Source organism: Pseudoxanthomonas sp. X-1 (assembly GCF_020042665.1).
Taxonomy (GTDB): Bacteria; Pseudomonadota; Gammaproteobacteria; order Xanthomonadales; family Xanthomonadaceae; genus Pseudoxanthomonas_A; species Pseudoxanthomonas_A spadix_A.
The window spans coordinates 516,452-541,272 of sequence record NZ_CP083376.1; the positions used below are offsets into that span (position 1 = coordinate 516,452).

Here is a 24,821-nt window from a genome sequence, read left to right on the forward strand (position 1 = left end):
CCCCTTCGCCAGGCAGGAGATCCACATGCAAACCGCCGCCCCCGCGCCCGTGCCGGTCGATCTGGACCAGTGGGTCCAGCCCGACCGCGTGCATGGCGCGATGTACAAAGATCGTGCGCTGTTCAACGTCGAGATGCAGCGCATCTTCGAGAGCACCTGGGTGTGGGTGGCGCACGTCAGCGAGATCCCCCAGCCGGGCAGCTTCAAGAACACCCACGTCGGCCTGCACCCGGTGATCGTGGTGCGCGATCGCAAGGGCGAGGTGCACGTGCACCTCAATCGCTGCCGCCATCGCGCCTCGACCGTGTGCGAAGGCCGCAAGGGCAAGACGGCCAGCTTCGTCTGCCCGTACCACGGCTGGAGCTATGGCCTGGACGGCGCCCTGCGTGGCGTGCCGCATCCGGAAGGCTATGCCGCCGATTTCGACAAGACCCGGTTCCCGTTGCGTTCGCTGCGCGTTGCGCAATACGCGGGAATGATCTTCGCCACCTTCCGCGAGGACATCGAGCCGCTGGAAGACTTCCTTGGCCCGGCCAGGAAGTGGATGGACCTGTTCATGAAGCAGGGCGCCGGTTACCCGATCAAGGTCGCGGGCGAGCACAAGTTCCGCTTCCCGGGCAACTGGAAGATCCAGATGGAGAACACCACCGATGCGTATCACTTCCCGGTGGTGCACAAGTCGTTCCTGCAGTCGCTCGACGGCAGCACCGAGGAACTGTTCACCTTCGTCGGCCGCAAGGGCAGCGTCGAGGATCTGGGCAATGGCCACAGCGTCATGGTCATGATCCCGGAGCTGGTCGACCTGGATGAGCACCTGGACGATCCGATTCCCGAGCGCTTCCAGGCGCTGGCCGACGAACTCGCCGCCGAAGGCCACGACGACGCGCAGGTGCGCCGGATCGTGCGTGCGGTCGGCGGCCCTGGCTTCAACCTCAACCTGTTCCCCAACATCGCCTGCTCGATGGCGTTCTTCCGCGAGCTGCGCCCGATCTCGGTCGAGGAAACGGAGATCAACCACATGGTGATCACGATGGACGGCGGCCCGGCTGCGGCCAACCGTGCGCGCCTGCGGCTGCATGAGCACTTCCAGGGGCCGATGGGGTTCGGCACGCCCGACGATGCCGAAGCCTGGCAGCGCGTCCAGCGCGGTGTTCAGGCCGGCGGCGATGACGTGTGGATCCTGCTCAATCGCAGCCTCGGACTGGAAACCACCTCCGACGCGGGCAGGCCGCTGGGCGATGTCAGTGCCGAGACCGGCATGCGCGCCTCGTACGCACAGTGGAAGAGGATGATGGCCGCATGAGCGCCGTGACCGCACTGGCGCCGCAGGCGCGCACGATCTCCCTCGAGGAGGCATCCGAGTTCATCTGGCTGGAAGCCGATCTGCTGGACCACAACGACTACCCGGCCTGGCTGGCGCTGTGGTCGGACACCGGTCACTACGTGATCCCGATCGAGCCGGACGAGACCGACTTCGAGAACACGCTCAACGTGGCTTACGACGATGCGCAGATGCGCACCATGCGCACCCGGCGCCTGAGCGGCGGCTTCACCATCTCGGCCGCGCCGGCGGCGCGCACCGTGCGCACGGTGTCGCGTTTCCGCGTGACCCGTCGCGGCGAAGGCCTGCTGGAGCTGCGCGCGGCGATGGTGCTGGTCGAACAGCGCCTGCAGGTGCAGCGCCTGTACGCGGCCGAGGTGGAATACCGCCTGCTGGCCGATGGCGATGGCCTGAAGCTGGACCAGAAGGTCGTGCGCCTGGTCAATTCGTCGGACGCGCTGCATGCGCTTGGCTATCTGCTGTGAGCCCAGCATCTGCGAATGAGGCCGCGCAGGCCGTGCTGGTCACCGGTGCGGGGCAGGGTCTGGGCGCGATCATCGCCGCGCAGCTGCATTCGGCCGGCTGGAAGGTGGCCGTGTCGGATCTCGACGGCGCGGCCGCCCGGGCCGTGGCCGATACGCTGGACGCCAGCGGTGCCACCGCCTGCGCACTGGCCCTGGACGTGGCGCATCACGCCGCGTTCGAGACCGCGCTGGCCTCGCTGCAGGCGCGCTGGGGCGGTGTACAGGCCTTGGTCAACAACGCCGCGGTCACGGTGGCCACGCCGGTGATGGACATCGCGCCGGACGAGTTCCAGCGCGTGCTGTCGATCAACGCCGGCGGCGTGTTCGCCGGCAGCCAGGTCTTCGGCCGGCACTTCGCGGCCAACGGCTACGGCCGCATCGTCAACCTGGCCTCGCTGGCCGGGCAGAACGGCGGCACCGCCACCGGCGCGCATTACGCCGCGTCCAAGGGCGCGATCGTGACGCTGACCAAAGTGTTCGCGCGCGAGCTGGGCCCGTCCGGGGTGACGGTCAATGCGGTCGCGCCTGGCCCGCTGGACCTGCCGATCGTGTATCGCACGGTGCCGGCCGAGCGGATGGGCGCGTTCCTCGGAAACATCCCGGTCGGCGCGCTCGGCGATCCCAGCTACGTCGCCGCCACGGTCGCGCATCTGCTCTCCCCGGCCGCCGGGTTCGTCACCGGCGCGACCTGGGACATCAACGGCGGTCTTTACCTGCGCTAGGACGCGCAGGCGCTTTCCTCGTTTCCCCTTCGCGCGAGGCCCGGTGGCGTCGCGTGCTGTCCTCCAGGCAGGTCAGGCCATGTCCGCTTCCGCTGCTCCACTCCAACTCCAGGTCGCCCGCCGCGAGCGACACACCGCGCAGATCGTGGTGCTCGACCTGCAGGCGCCCGATGGCGCGCCGCTGCCCGCCTTCGAGGCCGGCGCCCACGTCGACCTGCACCTGGCCGACGGGCTCGTGCGCCAGTACTCGCTGTGCGGCGACCCGGCCGACCGTTCGCGCTATCGACTGGGCGTGCTGCTGGACCCGGCCACGCGCGGCGGCTCGCAGGCGGTGCACCGGCTGCTGCCAGGTGCCACGGTCGGCGTCGGGGCGCCGCGCAACCTGTTTCCGCTGGCCGGCGACGCGGCGTACTCGGTACTGGTCGGGGGCGGCATCGGCATCACGCCGATGATCGCCATGGCCCATGCGCTGCAGGCGGCCGGGCGCGCGTTCGAGCTGCACTACTGCACGCGCGCGGCCGAGCACACCGCCTTCGTCGAGGAACTGCGAGCGGCGTCGTTTGCGCACCATGTGCGGCTCTACCACGACCAGGGCGGTGCCCGGCTCGATTTGGCCAGCCTGCCGCCGCCAGCCCCGCGCACGCATGTCTACGTGTGCGGGCCGAACGGTTTCATGGACTGGGTGATCGCCGGCGCGACCGCCGCCGGCCATGCGCCGGCCAACGTGCATCGCGAGTATTTCACCGCGGAGGTCGATACCAGCGGCGGCGGCTTCGAGGTGGAGCTGGCCAGCACCGGCCAGGTGCTGCAGGTCGCGCAGGGGCAGAGCATTGTCTCGGCGCTGCAGGCCATCGGGGTCAAGATCCAGGTCTCGTGCGAGGAAGGCGTGTGCGGCACCTGCCTGACCAATGTCCTCTCGGGCGTGCCCGACCACCGCGACGTGTTCCTCACCGACGAGGAAAAAGCCGGCAACGACCAGATGCTGCTGTGCTGCTCGCGCGCCAGCAGTCCGCGCCTGGTGCTGGACCTGTGAGGGCACACGGGGCGGCCATGGACGCCATCGACACCATGACCAGCGAACGGTTCCGCCACGCCCTGTCCCGCCTGGGCGCCGCGGTCAACGTCATCACCACGGCCGGTCCGGCCGGGCGCCATGGCATGACGGCCTCCGCCGTCTGCAGCGTGACCGACAGTCCGCCGACGGTCCTGGTGTGCATGAACCGCCGTTCCGGCTCGCACCAGCGTTTCCGCGACAACGGCACGCTGTGCGTCAACGTCCTGGCCGGCCACCACCAGGCGCTGTCGACGCGTTTTGCCACGCCGGCCGAGGCGGCCGCGCGCTTCGATTACGACCACTGGACCGAGCTGGTGACCGGCGCCCCGGTGCTGGCCGATGCCAGCGCCGCGCTGGATTGCCGGATCAGCCAGGTCAGCGACGTCGGCACCCACAGCGTGTTCTTCTGCGAGGTGGTGGGCGTCTCACTGGCCGCGCAGGCCGGCGGCCTGGTCTGGTTCGACCGGGCTTACCACGCGCTCGGCACCGGCTAGGCCGTCACGGCCCGAACGGGCGCGCCCATCCAGGTGTGACCTGGCCGACGGATAGCGCCGCCCGCTTGGGCGGCCCGTGCCTGCGCTAGCATGCGCGGCGGGGCGATCGGCGATCGATCAAGGACGGAACCCTGCCGTGCCTGCGCGGCGGGGTTTTTCGCGCCCGCAGCATCTGTTGCCGTGGCACTCCGGCGGGGCCGCCTGCGCCTCGGGCGATTGCGTTATGAGCAACAAACTCCCCGCCATGTGTTATCGACCTGCCACCACGGCCGAAACAGTATCGGTCTGCGGATTGCAGGAGATCGCAATCCCGTGTCGCCGGTGCCTGGGGAGGGGCCGGCGGCAAGGAGTTGTGATCACGAAGGCCGGTTTGGCCATCACTTCAGTCAGACGAATGCGCGTCCGCGCATCGCCCAACCGCTCCATACCTCATCGGGGAACCCATGAATCCGAAGTCCAACCGTCGATCGGGCTGCCAGGCCGCCGACTTCGCACCCTCCCAGCTCCACCGCGCCGTGCTGATTGGCCTGGCCCTGCTGGCGCCACTGCCGGCCGCCGCCCAGGACACCGCGACCGCCGACGCGACCGCGCCCAAGCTGCTGGGCAACGTCAAGGTCACCGCCAGCAAGATGTCCGCGGCCAGCACGGTGCAGGACACGCCGATCTCGGTGCAGGCGCTGGGTCAGGAAGATTTCGACAAGAAGGCGGCGACGGATTTTTCGGATTTCTACCACCAGATCGACGGCCTGTCGGTCCAGGACAACGGCCCGGGCGACAAGCGCTACGTGATCCGGGGCATCACCTCCAACGGCGCCGGCACGGTCGGCGTGTATCTGGATGACGTGGTGATCACCGGTTCCAACGAGCAGGATGGCGGCGGCCAGCAGGCCGACGTGAAGCTGTTCGACCTGGACCGCGTGGAAGTGCTCAAGGGCCCGCAGGGCACCACCTTCGGCTCCGGCTCGCTGGCCGGCACCATCCGCTACATCACCGCCCAGCCCAACACCTCCAGATTCGAAGGCAAGATCAACACCTCGGTGCGCGCCACCAAGGGCGCCGACCTGGGCTACCAGAGCGACGTGGCGATCAACCTGCCGATCGTGAAGGACATCTTCGCCGTGCGCGTGGCCGGCTTCGGCACCGAGCTGCCGGGCTGGATCGACAGCAAGTTCGACAAGGGCATCAACGGCGAGACCAGCAAGGCCGGCCGCGTCTCGGCGCTGTGGACCCCGACCGACGACCTCTCCATCACCGCCATGGTGATGCAGCAGAGCACCCAGCAGGACGGCAAGAGCTACTACAACGTCACTGGTTACGACGGCAGCGTCATCTCCAGCGGCAGCCACTACAACCAGGCCGACCTGACCCGCAATCCGTGGGACGAGAACACCCACCTCTACAACTTCAAGCTCGAATACGCCCAGCCGTACGGCACCTTCACCGCCACCGCCTCGCGCTTCGACCGCCAGACCACCTACAGCCGCGATGCCTCCTACGTGGCCGGCCTGTACTTCGGCCTCGATCCTTACACCACCGGCCTGAGCCAGCTGCGCCAGCCCAACACGCGCGCGGTCAACACCTACGAAGCGCGCTTCGCCTCGACCTTCGACGGCCCGGTGCAGTTCCTGGCCGGCCTGTACCAGCAGAACCAGAACCGCCTGTTCCGCAGCGTGTGGCCCTACGCCGACGCGGCGGGCAATCCCGAGGTGGGCGGCCCGACCCTGCTCGAGCGCACCCTGCAGACCGGCCTGAAAGAACAGGCCGCCTTCACCGAAGTGTCCTGGGCGGTCAACGACCAGCTCGACCTGACCGTCGGCGGCCGCTACTACAAGTTCGACCTGGAATCGCAGCCGCGCAGCATCACCCGCGCCGGCGGCAGTGCCGGCACCGGCTATGGCCTGGCCGGCAGTTCGTCCGACAACGGCTTCATCGGCAGGTTCAACGCCAGCTACAAGTTCAGCCCCGACGTGATGGGCTACCTGCAGATCGCGCAGGGCTTCCGGCCTGGCGGTGTCAACGACCAGACCGCGGCCGAGCTTGCCAACGTCAGCATCCCGGGCGGCTACGACGCCGATTCGCTGGTCAACTACGAGCTGGGCTTCAAGACCAGCTGGCTGGACCAGCGCCTGATCTTCAACGCCGCGGCGTACTACATCGACTGGAGCGACATCCAGGTCACCTCGCAGGCGACCTCGGGGACGCTGTCCTTCCCGTACACCGCCAACGGCGGCGGCGCGGACGTGACCGGCTTCGAATTCCAGCTGCAGGCGCAGCCCACCGACGGCCTGACCCTGGGCGTGTCGGGCAGCTACAACGACGCCAAGCTGTCCAAGAACAACCCGGCGCCCAGCGACGGCAACAAGGGCGACCGCCTGCCGTACTCGCCCAAGTGGACCGCCTCGGCCAACGTCGACTACGCGTTCTCGCTGGCCAGCCTGGGCGACGGCCTGGAAGGCAACATCGGGGCCGACTACTCCTACACCGGCGCGCGTGCCACCGACTTCAACGACAGCGTCAACACCTACATGCCGCTGGATGCGTACTCGCTGCTGGGCGCGCACGTGAGCATCGGCAAGGGCCCGTGGACGATCGCGCTGTCCGGTTCCAACCTGACCAACGACGACACCGCCATCAACTACGATGCGGTGGCCTACGGCGCCACCCCGTGGAACGTGTACATCAACCGCCCGCGCACCTTCGTGTTGAGTTTCTCCTACAAGCTGTAAGTGTTGTCCCCGGCGAGGCCGCCGTCCGGCGACGGTGGCCTCGCCGTTCGACGTATCTCCCGAGAACCCAGGCTGGTCTCCATGCTCCGACGCCCGTTGCGTGTCACGCTCTCCCTGCTTGCCATCGCGCTGTGCGCACCTGCGATCGCGGCCGACACCACGTCGCGCCCGTGGCTGGACGCCGGCAGGCCGGCCGCCGAGCGCGCCCGCGCGGTACTGGCGCAGATGACGTTGGAGGAAAAGCTCAAGCTGCTCAACGGCGACGTGGAACTCGACGACATCGGCACCGGCGTCAATCCGTGCATCGGCCACATCGCCGCCAATCCGCGACTGGGGTTGCCCGAGCTGTGCATGGCCGATGGCCCGGCCGGCGTCAGCAACGGCACCACCGGCGTGACCGTGTTCCCGGCGCCGATGATGGCCGCATCGAGCTGGAGCCCGGACCTGCTGTATCGCTACGGCGTGGCGCTGGGCGCCGAGCATGCCGGCAAGCGCCACAACGTCGTGCTGGCACCGACCATCAACATCGCGCGCTCGCCGCGCTGGGGCCGCCTGGCCGAGACCCTGAGCGAGGATCCGCTGCTGACCGCGCGCCTGGGCACGGCGATCATCCAGGGCGTGCAGACCCATCCGATCATGGCCGACGCCAAGCACTTCGCCGCCTACAACCAGGAAACCGACCGCTTCGGCGATGCGCCTGGCTACAACGCGGTGGACGTGCGGGTCGGGCAGCGTGCGCTGCACGAGATCTATTACCCGGCGTTCAAGGCCGCGGTGCAGGACGGCAAGGTCGGCTCGGTGATGTGCGCCTACAACCGCATCAACGGCGTGTATGCGTGCGAGAACGCGCAGGGGTTCGATGTGCTGCGCAAGGAATGGGGTTTCGATGGCTTCATCGTGGCTGACTGGTACTTCGGCCATCGCAGCCTGCTGCCGTCGGTCAAGGCGGGCATGGACATCTCCATGCCGGGCGGCAAGAACCCGTTCGGCTTCGAGGATTTCTACGGCGCGCCGCTGGCCGCGGCGGTCGAGGACGGCAGCATCACCGGCCGTGATATCGACCGACTGGCGCTGAACGTGCTGACACCGATGTTCCGCCTTGGCCTGGTCGACCATCCGCTGCCGCGCGAGGTCAAGGCCGACGTGCGTACCCCCGAGCACACTGCGCTGGCGCGCGAGATCGCCGAGCGCGGCATCGTGCTGCTCAAGAACGACCGTGGCGTGCTGCCGTTGTCGCCTTCGCTCAGGACCCTGGCGGTGATCGGTGATGACGCCGGCGCCAACGTCAGCGCGACCGAGCGCTACGGCGGCTTCGTCAACTATCCGGGCATGCGGATCGTGACGCCGCTCGATGGCCTGCAGCGCCGCGCGCCCAGGGCCACCCAGGTGAACTACGCCCCCGGCACCGCCGGCATCAAGCCGCTGCCGCTGATGGAGGGCAGTGCGTTGCAGGGCCATGGCTGGACCGCGCGGTACTACGCCAACAACGAATTCGCAGGGGCGCCGGCGATCACGCGTACCGAGGCGACGATCGACATGATCGACAAGGTGCCCGAGTCGCTGCCCAAGCCGTTTTCCGCGCGCTGGAACGCGACACTCGTGCCGAGAAGCAGCGGCCTGTATCGCTTCTCGGTGACCGGCGGCAGCGACCTGCGCCTGTTCGTCGATGGCGTGGAGATCGCCAGGACCTGGAAGCAGAGCTTCAGCGGTACTAGCCACGGCGTCGCTCGGCTGACCGCCGGCCAGGCCGTGCAGCTGCGCGTGGACTACGCCAGCGGTGCGGGCCTGTCGCATCCCGGCGCGCGCCTGGGCTGGGAACCCGCCTCCGATTCGAGGATCGCGGCCGCGGTCGACGTGGCGCGCAAGGCCGAGGTCGCGCTGGTGTTCGTCGGCGACCACGTCTCCGAAGGCATGGATCGCACCTCGCTGTCGCTGCCGGGTGACCAAGACGCGCTGATCGCCGCCGTGTCCGCGGTCAACCCGAAGACCGTGGTCGTCCTCAACACGGTGGGTCCGGTGACGATGCCTTGGCTGGACCAGGTCGCCGGCGTGGTGCAGGCCTGGTATCCGGGCGAAGAGGCCGGCAACGCGATCGCCGCGGTGCTGTATGGCGATGTGGACGCCACCGGCCGCCTGGCCGTGACCTTCCCGCGCGGCGAGGACCATCCGTTGCTGCTGCCGCAGGCGCGCTTCCCCGGCGTCAACGCCCAGGCCGATTACGACGACGGGCTGCTGGTCGGCTATCGCGGCTACCACGCCACGGGCGAACAGCCGCTGTTCCCGTTCGGCTATGGCCTGTCGTACACGCGCTTCGCGCTGTCCGAGTTCGCGCTGAGGCCGGTCGCCGGCCAGCACGTGCCCGGCGCCAGCGTGCGCGTCACCAACACCGGCCAGCGCGCCGGCACGCAGACCGTGCAGCTGTACCTGACCTACCCGGCCGGCGCCGGTGAACCGCCGCGGCAGCTGGTCGGCTTCGCCCAGGCCACCCTGGCTCCCGGTGCGAGCGCGGTGGTGGAGATTCCGGTTTCGGCCGACGCCGGCAGGATCTGGGACACCGCCGACAACGGCTGGAAACGGCCCGCTGGCAGCTATCGCCTCGAAGTGGGCACCTCGTCCGCGGACATCGCCGACGCCAGGACGTTCTGAGGCCACCAGCGCAGGGTCCTGCCGCGGCGTGCGGGAGTGGATCGCCGTGGCGACGTCGCAAACGCATCGCGCGGCTGTGCGCGAACGCGAGAAGAAGCCTCCGCCTGCTCACCAGCCGTTGTTGCGGGCCGCATCCAGCAGAAAGTCCCGCAGCAGCTTCGCGCCGGGTCCGATCTTTCTCGAGTGAACCAGATAGATGTCCAGTGGCGCCGTGACGGCCTGCGGCAGGACGCGCAACAGTTCGCCCGCGGCCAGCGGCGCGGCCGCGTCGTACATCGGAAGGCGTGCGATGCCTTCGCCTGCCAGCACGAACGCCAGCCGCGAGACCGCGCTGTCGGTGACGATGTCGCCCTGCACCGGGATCTCGATGCGCGCACCATCGACCTGGATCTGCGTGTGCCGCTGGCTCGGCGGATAGACTACCCAGCGATGCTGCTTGAGCTCCTCGGGCGTGGTGGGCATGCCGTAGCGCTTCAGATACGCAGGTGATGCGCACAGCAGCGTGGCCTCGTGCACCAGCGGTCGCGCATACAGGGTTGAGTCGGGCAGCGGGCCGGCGCGGACGGCCAGGTCCACGCCCTGCTGGACGAGATCCACGTTCGCATCGCCCATCGCGATATGGAGGCGAATCGCCGGATAGCGCCGCCGGAACGCCAACAGCGCCGGCAGGATGCGCTTGTTGCCGAAGTGGTGGGAACAGGTCAGGCGCACTTCGCCCTGCGGTTCGGCGCGCAGCAGCTCCATGCCGCGCAGTCCATCGAAGGCCTCATCCAGCAGCCGCTCGCAGTGGACGCGGAACGCTTCGCCCGCCGGCGTCAGGCTGAAACTGCGCGTACTGCGCTGGGCCAGTGGCACGCCGAGGCGGGTTTCGAGCGCGCCGACATGGTGGCTGACCACCGCGCGGGTCAATCCCAGCTCGCGCGCCGCCGCAGCGAAACTGCCACAGCGCACCACCGTCGCGAAGATCGCCATGGCGCGCAGTTCATCCAGGAGGGCCATGGCCCGCCTCCGGCTATTTGTCCAATCGGATTTTACAATCTGTCAGGCGCCAGGTGTCTACTCGCCCTGTCTCGCGTCTCCTATCGTCTCCCCACCGGCTTGCGCCGGATCCCCATCCACCCAAGGAGAACGCCATGAGCGTCAAGCATGTCCTGTTCGTTATGACAAATGCCGGCGAGATCGGCCCGCATCATCGGCCTACCGGCTATTTCTTTCCGGAAGTGGCGCACCCGTTCGAGGTCTTCGACCAGGCCGGTATCGCCGTCGAGTACGCGTCTCCCGCCGGGGGCGAAGTGCCGGAAGACGGCTACGACGCTTCGGACGCAGCGCAGCTGGCGTTCCGCCAGGCCAAGGCCATCCGCCGCCTGTCCCGCAGCCGCAAGCTGTCCGAGGTTGACGTGCTGGATTACGACGCGGTGTTCGTGCCCGGCGGCCTGGGCCCGATGGTGGACATCACCGGCAACCGCGAAGTGCAGGCGGTGATCAGGCGCGCCTGGGACGCGGGCATGCCCGTCGCGGCGGTCTGCCACGGGCCATCGGCGCTGCTCGGCATCCAGCGCGATGACGGCACACCGTTGCTTGCGGGCAAGCGCGTGACCGGGTTCTCGACCTCAGAGGAAGACGGGTATGCGCGCGCCGATGTGCCCTTCGACCTGGAAACGGCCCTGCGCGGCGAGGGCGCGCTGTACACCTCGGCGTCGGACTGGCAGCCGCATGTCGTCGTCGATGGCCGGTTGATCACCGGGCAGAACCCGGCGTCCGCGGGTCCGCTCGCCCAGGCCGTCGTCGCGGCGCTGGAGGGCCGGGCATGAGCGCGTCCCAGGCGCCGATCGTGGTCGTGGCCCGCTGGACGGTCGCGGCCGCGGCCATCGCCGAGGTGCGTGCACTGCTGCCGCAGCTGCAGCGACAGTCGCTGGCCGAGCCGGGGTGCCTTGGCTACGAGGTGCTGGAGAGCGGCGCTGCGCCGGAAGTGATCGTGCTGATCGAACGCTATCGCGATGCCGCCGCGATCGATGCGCACCGCAACACCGCGCACTACCGCGAACTGGTCGCCTCGCGCATCGTGCCGCTGCTGGTCCAGCGCCAGGTCGATCTGCTGACGTCCGTCGGGTGAGGGGCCCGGCCATGGCCGCCGTCGGCGGCCGTGGCGCGGCTTCAGCCCTGGATCGAGATGAAGATGATCACCAGGCCGATCGGCACCACGTAGCGCACGGCGATGCGCCAGGCGGAAAACAGCGCCGGATGGGTCATGCGCAGCTCCTTGGCCACCACCTCGCGCGACAGCGCCCAGCCGGCGATCAGCGCCACCATCAGTCCGCCCAGCGGCATCAGGATGTTGGAGGTCAGGTAATCGAGCAGGTCGAACGGCGTGCTGGTCGAGGCCACGCCCAGCCAGGTCAGCGGGTGCACGTCCTTCCAGCGGTTGAAGGAGAACACGGTGATGAAGCCGGTCAGCCAGATCGCCAGGCCCGAGAGCCAGGCAAGCCGACGGCGCGAGGCGCCGGTGCGCTCTTCCAGCCAGGCCACGATCGATTCCTGCATCACGATCGTGGCGGTCAGCGCGGCGAAGGACAGCAGCATGAACAACAGCGCGCCGAACACCGCGCCGCCGGGCATCTGCGAAAACGCGACGGGCAGGGTCACGAAGATCAGGCCCGGGCCCTGCGCGGGCGCCAGGTCGAACTGGAACACCAGCGGAAAGATCGACATGCCCGCCAGCAGCGCCACCAGCCCCTGCGCCATCGCCACGGTGACCACGGCCCTGGAGATCGAGTACTCCGACTTCATGTAGGCGCCCATGGTCATCATCACGCCCACGCCGATGCCCAGCGAGAAGAACGCCTGGCCCACCGCGGCGATCACGATGTCCCAGCTGATCAGCGAAAAATCCGGCACGAACAGGAACCGCGCGGCCTTGCCGGCGCTGCCGTAGACCACCGCGAAGACCAGCAGGCCGATCAGGATCAGAAAGCGAAGCGGCGTCAGGATCCCGGCCACGCGCTCGATGCCCTTGTTGACGCCGAAGCTGATCACGAAGGCGGTGGTGGCGACGAAGAAGCCCGAGCACGCCAGCATGGCGATGGGGCTGTCCATCATCGTGGCCTGCATCTGCGTGGCGCTCTCGGCGGTGACGCCGGAAAAACCGCGGGTGATGGACAGCACGAAGTAGTACAGCATCCAGCCGCAGACCACGAAGTAGAAGCTCAGGATCAGGAAGATGCTGATCAGCGCGAGCCAGCCGAACGACTTCCATGCCTTGCCGATGCCATAGCGTTCCACCAGTACCTGCATGTTGCCCACCACGCTGCGCCCGCCGATGCGGCCCAGCAGCATCTCGGCCATCAGGGCCGGGATGGCCAGCACCATCAGCGCGATGAAGTACAGCGCGACGAACAGGCCGCCGCCGTTGACCCCGGCCAGGTAACTGAACTTCCAGACATTGGCGATCCCTGCCTCGGTGCCGATGGCGGCGATCAGGAACAGCAGGTTGGACGACCAGGCGCGGCGTGCGGGGGCGGCGATGCTCATCGGGTCACTTGTGCAGGTCGTACTTCATGATGCGGCCGTGGCGGCCTGCGATGTCGCGCTCCAAGCCGTACACATCGCCCAGCGGTCCGACCCGGCGCGCGGTGACGGCCTGGATCAGGGCGAGGTCGTCGGCATCCAGCGCCACGCTGCCCACCCGGCGATGGGCGTCCAGATGCGCGGCGCTGGTGGCGCCGACGATCGCGGCGGCCACGTTGGGGCGGGTCAGCACGGCGGCGCTGGCGATCGTGGCGATGTCGCAGCCATGCTTGGCGCCGACGGCGGCCAGGGCCTGCAACAGGTCCTGGTACAGCGCCCAGCCGCCGAAGTCCTCGATGATGAGCTTGTACTTGACCAGCGAACGGTTGGCGAAGGTTTCGGTCGGCTCCGGCTTGCCCAGCCAGCGCTCGGACAGGAAGCCGCCGGCGACCGTGCCGTAGCACAGGAAGGCGATGTCGTTGGCCTGGCAGAACGCGGCCATGCCGTGCTCGGGGCGGTGGTCCAGCACCGAGTACTGCACCTGGTGGCTGAGCACGCGCACGCCAGCATCGAGCAGTTCGGCCAGATGCGGCACGTCGAAATTGGTCACGCCGATATGCTGGATCTTGCCGGCGCGCTGCAGGCGCGCCAGTTCCAGCGCGGCTTCCACATAGCCGGGAATCCCGAAGTTCCACCAGTGGAACTGCACCAGGTCCAGCGATTCCTGCTTGAGGCGGCGCAGCGAGCGGTCGATGCTCGATTCGACCAGCGCCGGGTCGACGCGGTCCAGCGCGGCCAGGTCCGGCACGAACTTGGTGTGCACGCGCACCGACTTGGCCAGCGCGGGATAGGCGGCGCGGAAGTCCCCGATCATCTCCTCGACGCCGGTGTAGATGTCGGCGCAGTCGAAGGTGGTGATGCCGGCCTCGACGAAGCTGGCCATGTCCTTGAGCGCCTGGTCGCGATCGATCGCGCCATGGTCGCCGGACAGGTGCCAGCCGCCCTTGATCAGGCGCGAGATGTCATAGCCCGGCGCCAGCGTGGCGCGCGGCACGCCGGTGGCGGCAGGCGCGGACGCGGGCAGGGCGACGGCGGTGGTGTCGGCGCGCCTGAAGGTGCGCTTGCCGGTGCGGGTGATCCTCAGGCGCACCGGGCAGTTGGGATCGGGATTGGCGATTTCCTCGTCGGAGGTCATCCAGTCCAGCGGCGCGGTCTCGCGCTGCTTGGCCGCCAGCAGCGGCAGCACCGCCGACAGCGAGTAGATCGAGAATCCCTGGCCTGGCGGCAGGTAGAGCATCTCGCCCTTCAGCTCGAAGTAGTCGCCCGGCTGCGCGCCGCTGTAGACCTTTGCGCCCGGTGGGGCCACGGCTTCGACCTTGAGGTCGTAGAGTTCAAAGCTGTCGTTGTGTTCTGCAGCCACGGATTCCTGTTGCTCCATTGGGGCGAAAACGCGCCGGTCCCGATGCCCCGGAGCGGGGCGGCGGCGCCATTTCCAAAAGGTGGTTGGGCCAGGAAAGCATCCGTGAATCGGGTTGGCATTAGGGGCTGAGTTAGTTGCCGCGGCTGCAACGTTCTGCCGCCCAGGCGCAGGTCAGGGCGCGATGCGACCCTTGTCCAGCTGCGGCAGGCCGCGCAGGTAGCTTTCCAGCATGGTCATCAGCTGCGCGGGGCCGGGCGGCAGGCGCCGGCCCAGGCGCCGGATCAGCGAGACCGGCGTCTGTTCGCTGAAGGCCGGGTTGTCCAGCGGCAACGCCACGAACTGACCCTTGGCCAGTTCCTTGGACGCGGCCAGGACGGAGAACAGGGTGATGAACTGTCCGGAGTGCAGCAGGTCGCGGATCATGTTGATCGAATTGGAGGTCACGCACGGCTCCAGCGTGATCTGTTCGGCGGCCTCGCCCTGGCGCAGCAGCTGGCGGGTGCGGTTGGACGCCTCGGGCAGGCACAGGTTGTAGCTGGCCAGGTCGGCCAGTCGGACGCTGTCGCGGCTGGCCAGCGGATGGTTGTGTTTCATCACCACGCACAGCGGCTGCGGTACGGCGTGCTGGATACGGATGCGCGGATCGTCGGTCGGCCCGTAGATCAGGCCGAGGTGGGCCTCGTCCTCGGCCACCATGCGGGTGACCTCGTTGGAAGACACCACCATGTGGACGCTCAGGGTGATGCCGGCGTGGCGTTTGGTGAAGGCCGAGACCACCTCGGTCAGGCCCTTGCCGATGAAGCCTTCGCCCAGGGCCAGCTTGACCCGGCCCGAGCGCAGCGACTTCAGGTCGGCCAGCTGCGACTCGAAGTTCTCGCCGTGAGCCAGCTGTTCCTGGTAGAAGCGGACGCCCAGCTCGCCGGCCTCGGTCAGGATGATGTTGCGGCGGCCATGCTCGATCATGGTCACGCCGGCCTCCGCTTCCAGCTGCGCGATCTGGCGGCTGATCGAGGACACCGCCACCCCCAGCTTGTCGGCCGCCGCGCGCATGGAGCCCAGGCGATGGGATTCGTAGAGATAGCGGAAATTGAGGCTGTGCATGGCGGCCGGCGGCGGGGATCGCGACGCCGCTTTTATAGCAGGCACGGATCGCCCGCGCCGGCCCCGGCGCGCGCGGGATGGCCTGGTGCGGCATCCAAGATGGCGGCGCAGTTGTGCTGCCGAAACCTTGGGCAACGGCATGCATTTGTCGTTGCCGACTTGTCCCCCGTGGCGCCTTCCAACCAGGGTCGGATGGACTCATTGTTGGGTGTCCACCTCGCCACCAGATCCTGCAGAGACCTTCCGGCCGCATCGCGCTGGCAACCGGGGTCGAGCTACCCTGTATCAGCGCCGCGGTGCCCGGCCCGGATCGACCGGCTCCCGGCAGCGCTGGCCCCCTTGCGGGCATCTGCATGACGCAGGAAAGCCTCGCTCGCATACGATGGCGCGCGTCGAACCTGGAACTTGCCATCCAAAGAGGAAGCCGGCGATCGTCGCCATTTCGCCTGCGCTCTGGGTGCAAGGGCGCGCCGTAGTGAGGCGTCTGGCGCGGGAACGCGTGCGCGCAGCCTGTTCATGTCATGGATTTCACGAGATAAGCAATTGATGTACCAAGGGAAAACGTTGTCCGTTGCGCCCATGATGGAACGGGGAGAAAATTCTTTGATATCAGTGGCTTACATGGCGACGTGTGCGATTCGTGTGCAGCCATTTGCACACATGACACGTCCGTCGAGCCAGCGCTCAACATTGCGAATCGCCATTGCCGGCAGTGGAATGCAATCAAGTGCGCGCGTCGCGAGCAAGAACATCTGAGGACTGGAACGTGCGGATAGCGTGGATTCGATCCGCATCCGCTCCTCGGCAGAGCAGTCCAATAGAGCAAATTACGTACGCTGCGACGTGACGGAGGGTGGATACTGGACTGAGGCTTGGTGAAGGTAGGGGGCTGACAATACTGGGGGTGCTGTTCCTGCGAGAAAGTGAAATGCTGAAACTAAACTCCTTTTTGGCCCGCTTCTCACGGCCAGAAAACTTGATTCGACCGCGCCATCTGGGGAAGGATGCATGGTTTCGCGAAAGAAGCCGTTTGACATCATAGACGCTACGAAAGAACTCAAGGCAGGCACCTGGAGTTTTTTCTTGGATCTCAAGAGTTGGAAGGCCTTCAGGGATGCCTATGGATTGACTTGGCACAGTGTCCCTTTCACTCCCGCGAACAAGACTAAAGTTCCAAAGGTGCGCGGAATATACGTTTTCAGCGTGGAACTTGGTGACCACAATCTGCCACCGCACGGTTATGTAATGTATGCCGGTGTTTCTGGTCTAAAAGGAAAGGCGCACCTTCATACGCGCTACGGGCAGTACCTAAACGAACACAAACGACGGAAGGCAAGGCCGAGCGTGGTCCTTATGCTTCAGAACTGGAAGGAAGGGCTAACTTTCAGCTACGCGCAAATCACGGATCGCCGTGTAAGTCTGAAGAAGCTCGAAACTTCGTTCTTGAATGCAGTTCAGCCGCCAATCAATCTCATGGATTTTTCCGCCGAGATCACGAAGGTAAGAAAGGTGAGGTTCTAATGAAGAAGGAACCTATGGTGCTCCCAGCCTTACGCGGGCAATTTGGAGATTGGGTGTACTACACATGCCTGTTCCCCATCAGAGAGTTGGGGCTGCGGGTGGACTACGCCCACGACATACACAAGGATAAAGAACTGTCCCGACTGATTCAACGCGTGCTAGAAGGACGTCGCGCCGATCGCATTGCACAGTACCTAACGGAGAACTCAGAAAGATTCTTCAGTTCACTGGTGCTGGCGACTTATGGGGGGGACCCTCATTGGCTGGAAATTGGGCATCTTAAGGCGCACAGTCGAAATAAGATTGTGGACGCGGTTCCAGGTGATGCAACGGACAATTTGGGATTTTTATATCTTACTGGCAAGGAAAGCATGTTTGCCGTAGATGGGCAACATCGTCTTGCGGGCATAAAAAAAATACTGTCTGACAAGCAGGCGATTCATGAAGATTTAGTGCCTGTCATTGTGGTCGGTCATAAGAAGACCCGGGCAGGTCTTCAACGAACACGTCGGCTTTTTACTACGCTCAACAAGACGGCCGTACCGGTAACCAAGCGAGACATTATTGCGCTGGATGAGGACGATGTGATGGCCATCACTGTGCGCAGGCTCGTTGAGGATGAGGCCTGGTTCAGCTCGCCGAAGATCGCTGTCGTGACTAGTCATAACCTGACGGGCGCCCATCGCGGGTCCCTTACGACGATCTCAAATCTATATGACGTGCTCAAGCGAATTTTTGTACATGATCTTGCTCGTGGCAGACTTGGCGAAAGACAAAGAGTCGAAGTGAAGTTGCGCTTCAATAGGCCTAGTGACGAGCGGTTAGATTACTACCGAGAAGTTGCAATGACCTTCTTCGAGGCATTATCAACCACCTTTCGACCGGTTAGGACGCTGTTTGTATCGAAGTCTCCAGAGCGCGTGACGCCACGCTATCGCCACGAACAAGGCGGTCACTTGCTTTTTAGGCCTGTTGGCCTGGAGATCATTACGCGGCTAGCAATCGAGTATGCGCAAGAGCACGATAGCGATTTGCCGACAGCTATAAAGGCATTCTCAGAGTTTCCGGTCGAACTCAGTCAACCACCTTTCCGGGATGTCATCTGGAATCCAAGTCGTGGTGTAATGAATCTTAAAGGGAAGGAGTTGGCGCTGGATTTGGGGAGACACATGATGAGATTGCCCATGAAGAGGCAGCAGTTGCTCGAGCGCTATCGTGCATTCGTCGAGGATCCCCGACGCCGACTACCTAATCCGGTGCTCTAGGTCGACTATTTCGTCTCTGTAGGTCTCTGGGTCAGGCTCAATTCGCATGCAGGCTATGCTGTTCCTGCGGATTGTCGAGTAATGTGATTTCGTATGCGGCGACCACTACAGCTGGAACAGTAGCCACGGAATATCTTCCGCGGTCAGATCGTCGCGATCCCTGAGGTCTTCAATGTTCGCGACTAGCTCAATGTGTCTAGGCGGAATGTCTCGCGTTGTGGAAATGCATTCATGGCTCCCGACCATTCTGTAGTCGCCTGGATTGAAGAAGCGAGTGGTGATTGCTGAGAGCAGAATGTCCTTGGTTAGAGTGGTGATTTGATCGCGGTCCAGCCATGCCCAAGGCAGGTTGCATGCCAAGAGGTATCCGTGTCCGGGCAGTTGCTCCTCGATTCCGCTCCTCATGGCCACGGCTGCGAGAAACTCACCGCCATGCAGGGCGAATGACGGGACCTTCCCCGACCGGTCTTCGTGCGGCGTACCAAGCGCATGCTGAAGCGAAGCGAACGAGTACACTCGGCCACCGCGATGTCGGGGATTGCAGTGCTCGATGGCTATTCCCAGTCGCCTGCCGTCTGCAGCGCCACTGAACCGTTCCAGTGCTTGCTCGGTCAGTTCCTGCTCGGACCACGCCCGCAGTCCATGTTCTCGCACGGAATCTAGGCTAACCAGACGGGTGGCGTGGATAACCTTCACGCCGGCATAGCGACCTCTGACTACCTGCTCAAACAGCGCGACACTATCCAGATGATTCCCGTCGATTTGCGCCTGTCGAAGATCCAGCCAATCGAGCCAATCATGTTCGACGTTCGAATCGAACTGCTCTAGAACTTCGGTATCAAAACGCTCCTCCAGCCAAGTCGCTAAGTCCGGTGCCCAGCGACGCCAGTCATCCAACGCGATGTACATAGGCATTGCCCTCATGTGGCACGAGAAGGGGGTGGCAAGTGAGTAGCCGACACCGGGAGGGAGTCAGTTTGCCGTAGGTCCGGCGATGCGGTCTCGAGTTCGTCGGGCGTTCTCGGCGATGGTATGCGCCGCCCGTTTGACGCGTGCTTCGCCGCCGCCATGCTGGACGATGCTGGCGGCTGAGGTCGATAAATGATTGAGAGTTGCATCGGCCAATTCGACGACACGACGCAGAACGAAGCGCGACCCGTACCCGGCCTGTGAGGCGAAGGCGCGCCAGTCATCCGCGGAAATATCGTCGATGCGTCGTGCCTCGCCGATACGCAGCGCAGGCGTGCGGTCGATCAGGCTCTCCGGTAGAGCAAGCGTCGGCACCAGGTCGTAGAACGGCGCCAGCTGGCGGCGTCCGTTGTTGTCGCAAAGCAGCGCCAGGTTCTTGGCGTGCGCGTCGGCGTTGCCGATCAATGCATTGAACGCAACCCAATCCAACAAGCCCTGCACCGCGATGGGGCCAAGCCCCAACTGCCGAACCAGTCGGGAGCACGCGAGCAGGCCAGGGCCGCCCTGAACTTCGTACTTAAGTTCGCTTGGGTAGCCCAGGGCTTGGCAGAAGTCTTCCTGATGCAGGCGCTGCGTGTCTCCTTCTGGATCAGTCTTCCGATCGTAGCGTTCGATCAGGAGGGCGGGGCGGTTGGCCACCTCGATCGGCACGACATACGCGGCATCAAGGCCGATTGCGCGGGCCAGCGTGAGGCCCAAGGCTTCGAGATCGCGAAGTCCGCGGAACCGGCGGCTATCCGGTTTCAGGATATGCGTACTGGATTCGCCAAGTCGCGGCAGGCGCAGGCGGCCATCCGGTTCCACGATTACGGCGATCTTGTCTTGCGCGCCGGCCAGCGACAGCCGTAGTGGCGTTCCTACCAGCGCCCAGGATCCTTCGCCAGCGTCCTCGCCCTGCAGGTAGAGCAGGGTTTCCAGGTCGGTTTCCTCGTCCTGAAGTCGGACGGGCGCGGCATCCGGGGTGCGAATGCTGACCGCACCCGCGCACTCGCCCCCAATCGCGGCAAGCAGGGCGAAATCGTCGCGATCGGGAATCCTTAGCCGCGCAACGACCGCTTCGCGCACCGCGCCCTCCGGCAACAGATTGCAGAACCAGTTGCGTACGGCGGCGCCGGCATGAGGTTCACGACGCAGCGGTAGAGAGACCGAGAGCGCCACCGGATTGGCCGAGGCGAGGTAGTCCTCGCGATAGGCGAACGTCCAGTCCTCGGGGCTGCGTAGCGGGCCGGAGATCGCAATCGTGCCCGCGGGACGGCCGAACAGCTCAACTTCCAACCGGTTACTCACGGTTCGGCCTCGACGGCTTGCAGGCGCAGCCCGAGCACCGCCAGCACGGCCAGCACCTTGTCCAAGGCGACGTTCGGCTTACCGCGTTCCAGCTCGCTGACGAAGCGCACGCCGGTACCGGCCAAGCCAGCCAGCTGGGATTGGGTCAGGCCATGAGCCTTGCGCACCTGACGCACGACAGCACCCACGACGGCGGCATCGCTTATCTGAGGAATTTTTCCCGTTCGGGAACGACTTGTAGACATTGCCTAGGCTGGCACGAAAATGACACCGATCGGTAAAATTATCGGAGAACCACGCTGAGTGCAAGTGCTTTATTCCCGGTCGGGCACATTGATCCTACCGATTCCGAAAAAACGGAAGTTGACAATTTGATTCCGTTATTACAGGATTCACTCAGAGGTGATGAATGGCCAGGCTCAGTATCAGCAGCGAACAGGTTCGGAAGTTGATTGGCGCGAAGGTGCTGCCTTTGCTGCTGGCCTCCGGCAATGTCGCTGCGTTGGCGAAGCAGCTCAATGATGCGCTTCAGACGTCTGGTCAGGCTGGGCGAATCCACGCCAATCGCCTCCACGCGCTCCTTTCGGACGATCCAGGGCGTTCGCTCAATGAAGCGTCCGTGGCGCTGATCGAGCTGGCTGCCGATGTGGTTCTTGCGACTGACCAATCTATCTCGGGGCGAGCAGCAGAGGCGCTGAAATCGTTGGTGGAGGAAGCAAAGGCTCTGCACACCTTCTCGACGTTGTCAGTCGAGGAAATCGCGGACCGGATGTCGATTCCGCCCGCCCTTGCGGCAAAGCTGCTGGAGTCTCATCAGGCGCCCGCGGCGCCGACCCGGAACTTGGCGTCGCAGGGTGTACCCACTGCTGGGTTCGCTGCGGAACCGCCTGATTGGGCATATCAGGACGTTGCCGTTGCGCGATCTCTGGATGCTTTCAATCGCCGGCCCAACGGGCGGATCGGCTTGATCCTGCCAACGGGGGCCGGAAAGACTCGCACCGCGCTGCGGATCGTTTTGCGGATGCTGGCAGCAAGCGCTAACGTCAAGGCGCCAGCATACTGGGTCACGCATCGTCGCAACCTGCGCGAGCAGGCGTACCGGGAGCTACAGAAACTGATTGCTGCGCAGGACAACGCCGAAGCGGGAATCGACCTGACGGAACTCGCCAATCGGATCAAATTCGTGATGGTGGGTGACCTCGGCTCCGTACTGGCCGATACCGCGACGCGTCCGGTTCTCGTCGTAGTGGACGAGGCGCATCATGCGGCAGCACCCTCGTACCAGCCGATTTTCGACAACCAGTGGGGCGCACCGGTCCTGCTCCTGACGGCGACGCCCAACCGCGGGGATCGCCTTCCGATCGGCATCGATGAAATCGCCTTTACGATCACTTATCGCGAACTTGCGGAACGCCGTGCGGTCCTGACACCGACGTTCGTCGATTTCCCAGTGGAAGACTTCGACTGGTCCGCGGACGCACTCGCCGACTTGGCGGACTTCGTGGTCGATCGAACTGCCGCGGAATTTACCAAGGTACTTGTGCTGGCACCGCGCATTGACCGGGTCAAGGAATTTTACGACGCGCTGATGGACAAGCTTCCAGGCAATCACCCGCTGGATGCAGATGATATCGGGTTCGTCCACGGCGAAGGCAATTCTCTCGATATCGACAACGAGGATTTTCTGGCTCGCTTCGCCAACAAGCCGCGAGCCGTCCTGGTGTCGGCACAGCTGCTCCTGGAGGGGTTCGACGATCCGGGAATCAATGCCGTCGTCCTGACATACCCGTCCACGAGCGTGATACGCCTGATGCAGGCGGCAGGGAGGTGCGTTCGCTTCGCGCCGGACAAGCGCGCGGCCTACGTAGTGCAAGCCAAGAACGAATCCTTGGCGTATCACTTCGATCAACGATGGTTGTATCAGGAAATCGATGATTTCCTGCGTCCGGAACTGCGAGATCTTGATTACGAGAGCAAAGAGGACATGCTCGCCAAGGTCCGCGCAATTCTTGCGTCTCACCGTGTGGACGCACGGCAGGCCAATCGTGTGCTGGCTCGACTCGAGTCATTGCTGCCGGGGGAAACGTGCCGTCTGTTTCTGTATGGATTGCCCTACTACGAGGCGCTCGATCGCTTCCATGACGAGGCGCGGTGGGGAAGCATTCTCGAAACGAGCGAAAACTCGCACCAGATCCGGAGCATCTTCAACGAGTTCTGCGAACTGGGAGCGGATCTTTCCGATCCATCGGATTTCCTGCACAAGCATGGCACTCCGCACGGCTTGGGCAAGGACCTGACCCCGGGGAGCCGATGGATGGAGATGACCGGCTTGCTGACGGCCGCGTACTTCGCCAAGCGCGAAGTGCATGGTCCATCAGCGATCGATGCCGCTGGGCATCGGCCGTACAAGCAGCACGGCGCGACAACCTGGCTCAAGTACGTATCGTTGACCTATCGCCCTGCGGTGCCGGCAGTTCTGGCCGATTTCCTTCGGGATTGTCACAACGCGGTAGAGATCGAAGCGCAGTACCTGCAGTCGCCATCTGCGTTCCATTCCATTGTCAAGGTTCCCCTGCCTCTCTCCGGCTCGGAAGCGTTCCTCTTGGACTCCGATTCGAGCAGAGAGCTGTGGGAACTGCTTGAGGACCTGCGACAGCGCCTCGCACAGGCGTCGCCTAGGGAACAGTTCGGGGTCCTGGCGTCGGCCTTGGCGAGCGAAAGTCGCCAGTGCTTCCCCATCCGGCTTCACCATCGAATCGAGTTCCTACTCGACCCATCTGCCCGTGCATCACGAATCCTCGTCTTGAACAGCAAAAGCGTCTCAGATCCTCCTCAGGAGCTTCCCAATGTCTAGCCCGTCAACGTCCATCAGTGAACTGCAAGATGCGCGGCTCGTGCCTTTCGACTCTATCTTCATCGACCCAAACAACCCGCGGATTGCGCCGGAAACGCCCCCTGGCTACGAGGACGCCGCTGCATTGTTCGACCCGGATATGCAGCGTGCTCTGGAGGAGCGAGTCAGGCAGGTGTACGACGTTGCGAATCTCGAGGAGTCAATCCTGACGCATGGATGGGTGCCGATCGACTCGATCATCGTTTGGGAGCACCCGAAGCGACCGGGAAGCTACGTGGTTGTCGAGGGGAACACGCGAACCGTGGCGCTGCGTACCCTGCGCACTGATCGACTGGAGCGCGAGCGGAAGAAGCTGGATCGGCTGAAAAAGAACCCGAGTCGATTCCAGGAGGAAATGCGTGTACAGCAGGAGACCGTGGATCGCCTTGAATCCATCCTAGAGCAGACAACCCAGCTGCGCGTCTTCCCTGTTGCGGCGAAAGCGCCTGACGATCTGCAGGCGATTCTGCCGCGACTGCTGGGTGTGCGTCACATCACGCATGCGCAGAACTGGAATCCGTACGCCACCAACCTCTATATTCTTTCGCTGTATGAGCGGCTGTTCCGCAAGCGACACGGCGACGAAGGTGCGCTTCGCTTGGAGGACGATTTGGTTAACGAGGTTTCGGCGATGGTGTCCTTGGGCGCGACGAAGACGCGGAGAAACATCCAGGCGGCATCTGCATTCACGCATTTCAAGCGCGACTTCGAGGACCGGTTGCCTGAAGGCGAGAGCTTCTCCGATGAGGACCACTACTTCTTCGAATTGATTCTCCAGAACGCGTATCCGAAGGAGCAGTTGGGCGTAAGCAAGGATAGCCTGCGTCTCCCAAAGGAGTCGGAAGAAGTACTGTTTCAGTGGGCTTTCTCGCAGCCAAGGTCGGGCAAGGAAGAGGACAATGAGAATGTCTTCTACAAGGCGGAGAGCATCCGGCTGTGGAATCAGATGGCGACCTATGACGGGAAGTCCGGTACCAACTTTGCCAAGCAACTGGACGTCAATGCACCGGACGAGGCGCGCCCGATTCGAGTGATCGAGGCCGAATTCCTGCAGCACAAGACGCAGAGGACGCCGATTGATGCACTAACTGCCTTGCTGAAGGCGCTGCAGGATCTCAAGGTGGATACGCTGGTGTCTCAGCAGGAGCACCTGGTACCTATTCTTGCGAAGATCGGGCAGCATATTTCCAGCTATCAAAAGATGATGGATGCGGTCAAACAATAGCGATACGTTCCGATACGCGGTTCAACTACGTCAATGGGGAATGAGATGACTTTAGTGGAAGCCATCAAAACCGTAATGAGAGAGGCAGGAGACCCACTGACCGCCAAAGAGGCGTACGCAAGGATCGTGGCCAAGTCGCTGTACGCCTT

20 protein-coding genes are annotated in these 24,821 nt (G+C 64.6%); 13 read left to right on the top strand and 7 right to left on the bottom strand.

Annotated elements, in window-relative coordinates; translation table 11 throughout:
- Positions 1-25 precede the first annotated feature (25 nt).
- The 7 genes from LAJ50_RS02270 to LAJ50_RS02300 all read left to right on the top strand — a co-directional run bounded on the left by LAJ50_RS02270 (position 26) and on the right by LAJ50_RS02300 (position 9,487).
- Entirely contained in the window at positions 26-1,303 is a 1,278-nt protein-coding gene (locus LAJ50_RS02270; protein WP_138652028.1) for an aromatic ring-hydroxylating dioxygenase subunit alpha, read from the top strand.
- Entirely contained in the window at positions 1,300-1,806 is a 507-nt protein-coding gene (locus LAJ50_RS02275) for an aromatic-ring-hydroxylating dioxygenase subunit beta (RefSeq protein ID WP_130550405.1), read from the top strand. Before LAJ50_RS02270 ends, LAJ50_RS02275 begins: the two co-directional genes overlap by 4 nt.
- Complete coding sequence (locus LAJ50_RS02280; RefSeq protein WP_138652030.1) at positions 1,803-2,567, top strand: SDR family NAD(P)-dependent oxidoreductase; 765 nt, start codon at positions 1,803-1,805, stop codon at positions 2,565-2,567. Before LAJ50_RS02275 ends, LAJ50_RS02280 begins: the two co-directional genes overlap by 4 nt.
- A gap of 79 nt (positions 2,568-2,646) precedes the next feature.
- Entirely contained in the window at positions 2,647-3,600 is a 954-nt protein-coding gene (locus tag LAJ50_RS02285; RefSeq protein WP_138652032.1) for a PDR/VanB family oxidoreductase, read from the top strand.
- A gap of 17 nt (positions 3,601-3,617) precedes the next feature.
- Complete coding sequence (locus tag LAJ50_RS02290; protein WP_205961511.1) at positions 3,618-4,115, top strand: flavin reductase; 498 nt, start codon at positions 3,618-3,620, stop codon at positions 4,113-4,115.
- A 443-nt stretch (positions 4,116-4,558) separates the two neighbouring features.
- The gene (locus tag LAJ50_RS02295; protein ID WP_138652034.1) at positions 4,559-6,841 is read left to right on the top strand and encodes a TonB-dependent receptor; all 2,283 of its coding nucleotides are present in this window, start codon (positions 4,559-4,561) and stop codon (positions 6,839-6,841) included.
- Between the two features lie 81 nt (positions 6,842-6,922).
- A complete protein-coding gene (locus LAJ50_RS02300) occupies positions 6,923-9,487 on the top strand; it encodes a glycoside hydrolase family 3 C-terminal domain-containing protein (protein WP_138652036.1) in 2,565 nt (854 codons plus the stop codon).
- A gap of 108 nt (positions 9,488-9,595) precedes the next feature.
- Here the strand turns inward: LAJ50_RS02300 and LAJ50_RS02305 are convergent, their stop codons facing one another.
- Positions 9,596-10,459 carry a LysR family transcriptional regulator gene (locus LAJ50_RS02305; protein ID WP_240792488.1) on the bottom strand — a complete coding sequence of 288 codons (864 nt, stop codon included), beginning with the start codon at positions 10,457-10,459 and terminating at the stop codon, positions 9,596-9,598.
- Between the two features lie 161 nt (positions 10,460-10,620).
- Between LAJ50_RS02305 and LAJ50_RS02310 the strand changes: the two genes are divergently transcribed.
- Both LAJ50_RS02310 and LAJ50_RS02315 read left to right on the top strand, forming a co-directional pair.
- Entirely contained in the window at positions 10,621-11,298 is a 678-nt protein-coding gene (locus tag LAJ50_RS02310) for a type 1 glutamine amidotransferase domain-containing protein (protein WP_138652040.1), read from the top strand.
- On the top strand, positions 11,295-11,600 hold the full coding sequence (locus LAJ50_RS02315; protein WP_130550412.1) for a putative quinol monooxygenase: 306 nt from the start codon (positions 11,295-11,297) through the stop codon (positions 11,598-11,600). Before LAJ50_RS02310 ends, LAJ50_RS02315 begins: the two co-directional genes overlap by 4 nt.
- A 41-nt stretch (positions 11,601-11,641) precedes the next feature.
- Here LAJ50_RS02315 and LAJ50_RS02320 read toward each other — a convergent pair whose 3' ends face one another.
- From LAJ50_RS02320 to LAJ50_RS02330, 3 genes are all read right to left on the bottom strand, one after another.
- Positions 11,642-13,015 carry a sodium-dependent transporter gene (locus LAJ50_RS02320; protein WP_138652042.1) on the bottom strand — a complete coding sequence of 458 codons (1,374 nt, stop codon included), beginning with the start codon at positions 13,013-13,015 and terminating at the stop codon, positions 11,642-11,644.
- 4 nt (positions 13,016-13,019) lie between these two features.
- Positions 13,020-14,411 carry an aldo/keto reductase gene (locus tag LAJ50_RS02325; RefSeq protein ID WP_205961512.1) on the bottom strand — a complete coding sequence of 464 codons (1,392 nt, stop codon included), beginning with the start codon at positions 14,409-14,411 and terminating at the stop codon, positions 13,020-13,022.
- Positions 14,412-14,582: 171 nt separating this feature from the next.
- Positions 14,583-15,512 (bottom strand): LysR family transcriptional regulator, encoded by a 930-nt coding sequence (locus tag LAJ50_RS02330; RefSeq protein WP_165424085.1) that lies wholly within the window; start codon positions 15,510-15,512, stop codon positions 14,583-14,585.
- 1,008 nt (positions 15,513-16,520) lie between these two features.
- Between LAJ50_RS02330 and LAJ50_RS02335 the strand changes: the two genes are divergently transcribed.
- Both LAJ50_RS02335 and LAJ50_RS02340 read left to right on the top strand, forming a co-directional pair.
- Positions 16,521-17,033, top strand: a complete 513-nt coding sequence (locus tag LAJ50_RS02335; protein ID WP_138652044.1) for a hypothetical protein — start codon at positions 16,521-16,523, stop codon at positions 17,031-17,033.
- Positions 17,033-18,298, top strand: a complete 1,266-nt coding sequence (locus LAJ50_RS02340; RefSeq protein ID WP_138652046.1) for a DNA sulfur modification protein DndB — start codon at positions 17,033-17,035, stop codon at positions 18,296-18,298. Before LAJ50_RS02335 ends, LAJ50_RS02340 begins: the two co-directional genes overlap by 1 nt.
- Positions 18,299-18,403: 105 nt before the next feature.
- Here the strand turns inward: LAJ50_RS02340 and LAJ50_RS02345 are convergent, their stop codons facing one another.
- The 3 genes from LAJ50_RS02345 to LAJ50_RS02355 form a co-directional block, all read right to left on the bottom strand.
- A complete protein-coding gene (locus LAJ50_RS02345) occupies positions 18,404-19,207 on the bottom strand; it encodes a hypothetical protein (RefSeq protein WP_138652048.1) in 804 nt (267 codons plus the stop codon).
- 63 nt (positions 19,208-19,270) lie between these two features.
- Positions 19,271-20,554: a type II toxin-antitoxin system HipA family toxin gene (locus LAJ50_RS02350; RefSeq protein WP_138652050.1), complete on the bottom strand. Its 1,284-nt coding sequence runs from the start codon at positions 20,552-20,554 to the stop codon at positions 19,271-19,273.
- The gene (locus LAJ50_RS02355; RefSeq protein ID WP_205961513.1) at positions 20,551-20,742 is read right to left on the bottom strand and encodes a type II toxin-antitoxin system Y4mF family antitoxin; all 192 of its coding nucleotides are present in this window, start codon (positions 20,740-20,742) and stop codon (positions 20,551-20,553) included. The genes LAJ50_RS02350 and LAJ50_RS02355 overlap by 4 nt, the downstream gene beginning before the upstream one ends.
- A 221-nt stretch (positions 20,743-20,963) precedes the next feature.
- On the opposite strand from LAJ50_RS02355, the gene LAJ50_RS02360 reads away from it, so the two are divergent.
- Both LAJ50_RS02360 and LAJ50_RS02365 read left to right on the top strand, forming a co-directional pair.
- Positions 20,964-23,408, top strand: a complete 2,445-nt coding sequence (locus LAJ50_RS02360; RefSeq protein WP_138652054.1) for a DEAD/DEAH box helicase family protein — start codon at positions 20,964-20,966, stop codon at positions 23,406-23,408.
- Complete coding sequence (locus LAJ50_RS02365) at positions 23,401-24,672, top strand: hypothetical protein (protein ID WP_138652056.1); 1,272 nt, start codon at positions 23,401-23,403, stop codon at positions 24,670-24,672. The genes LAJ50_RS02360 and LAJ50_RS02365 overlap by 8 nt, the downstream gene beginning before the upstream one ends.
- Positions 24,673-24,821 lie beyond the last annotated feature (149 nt).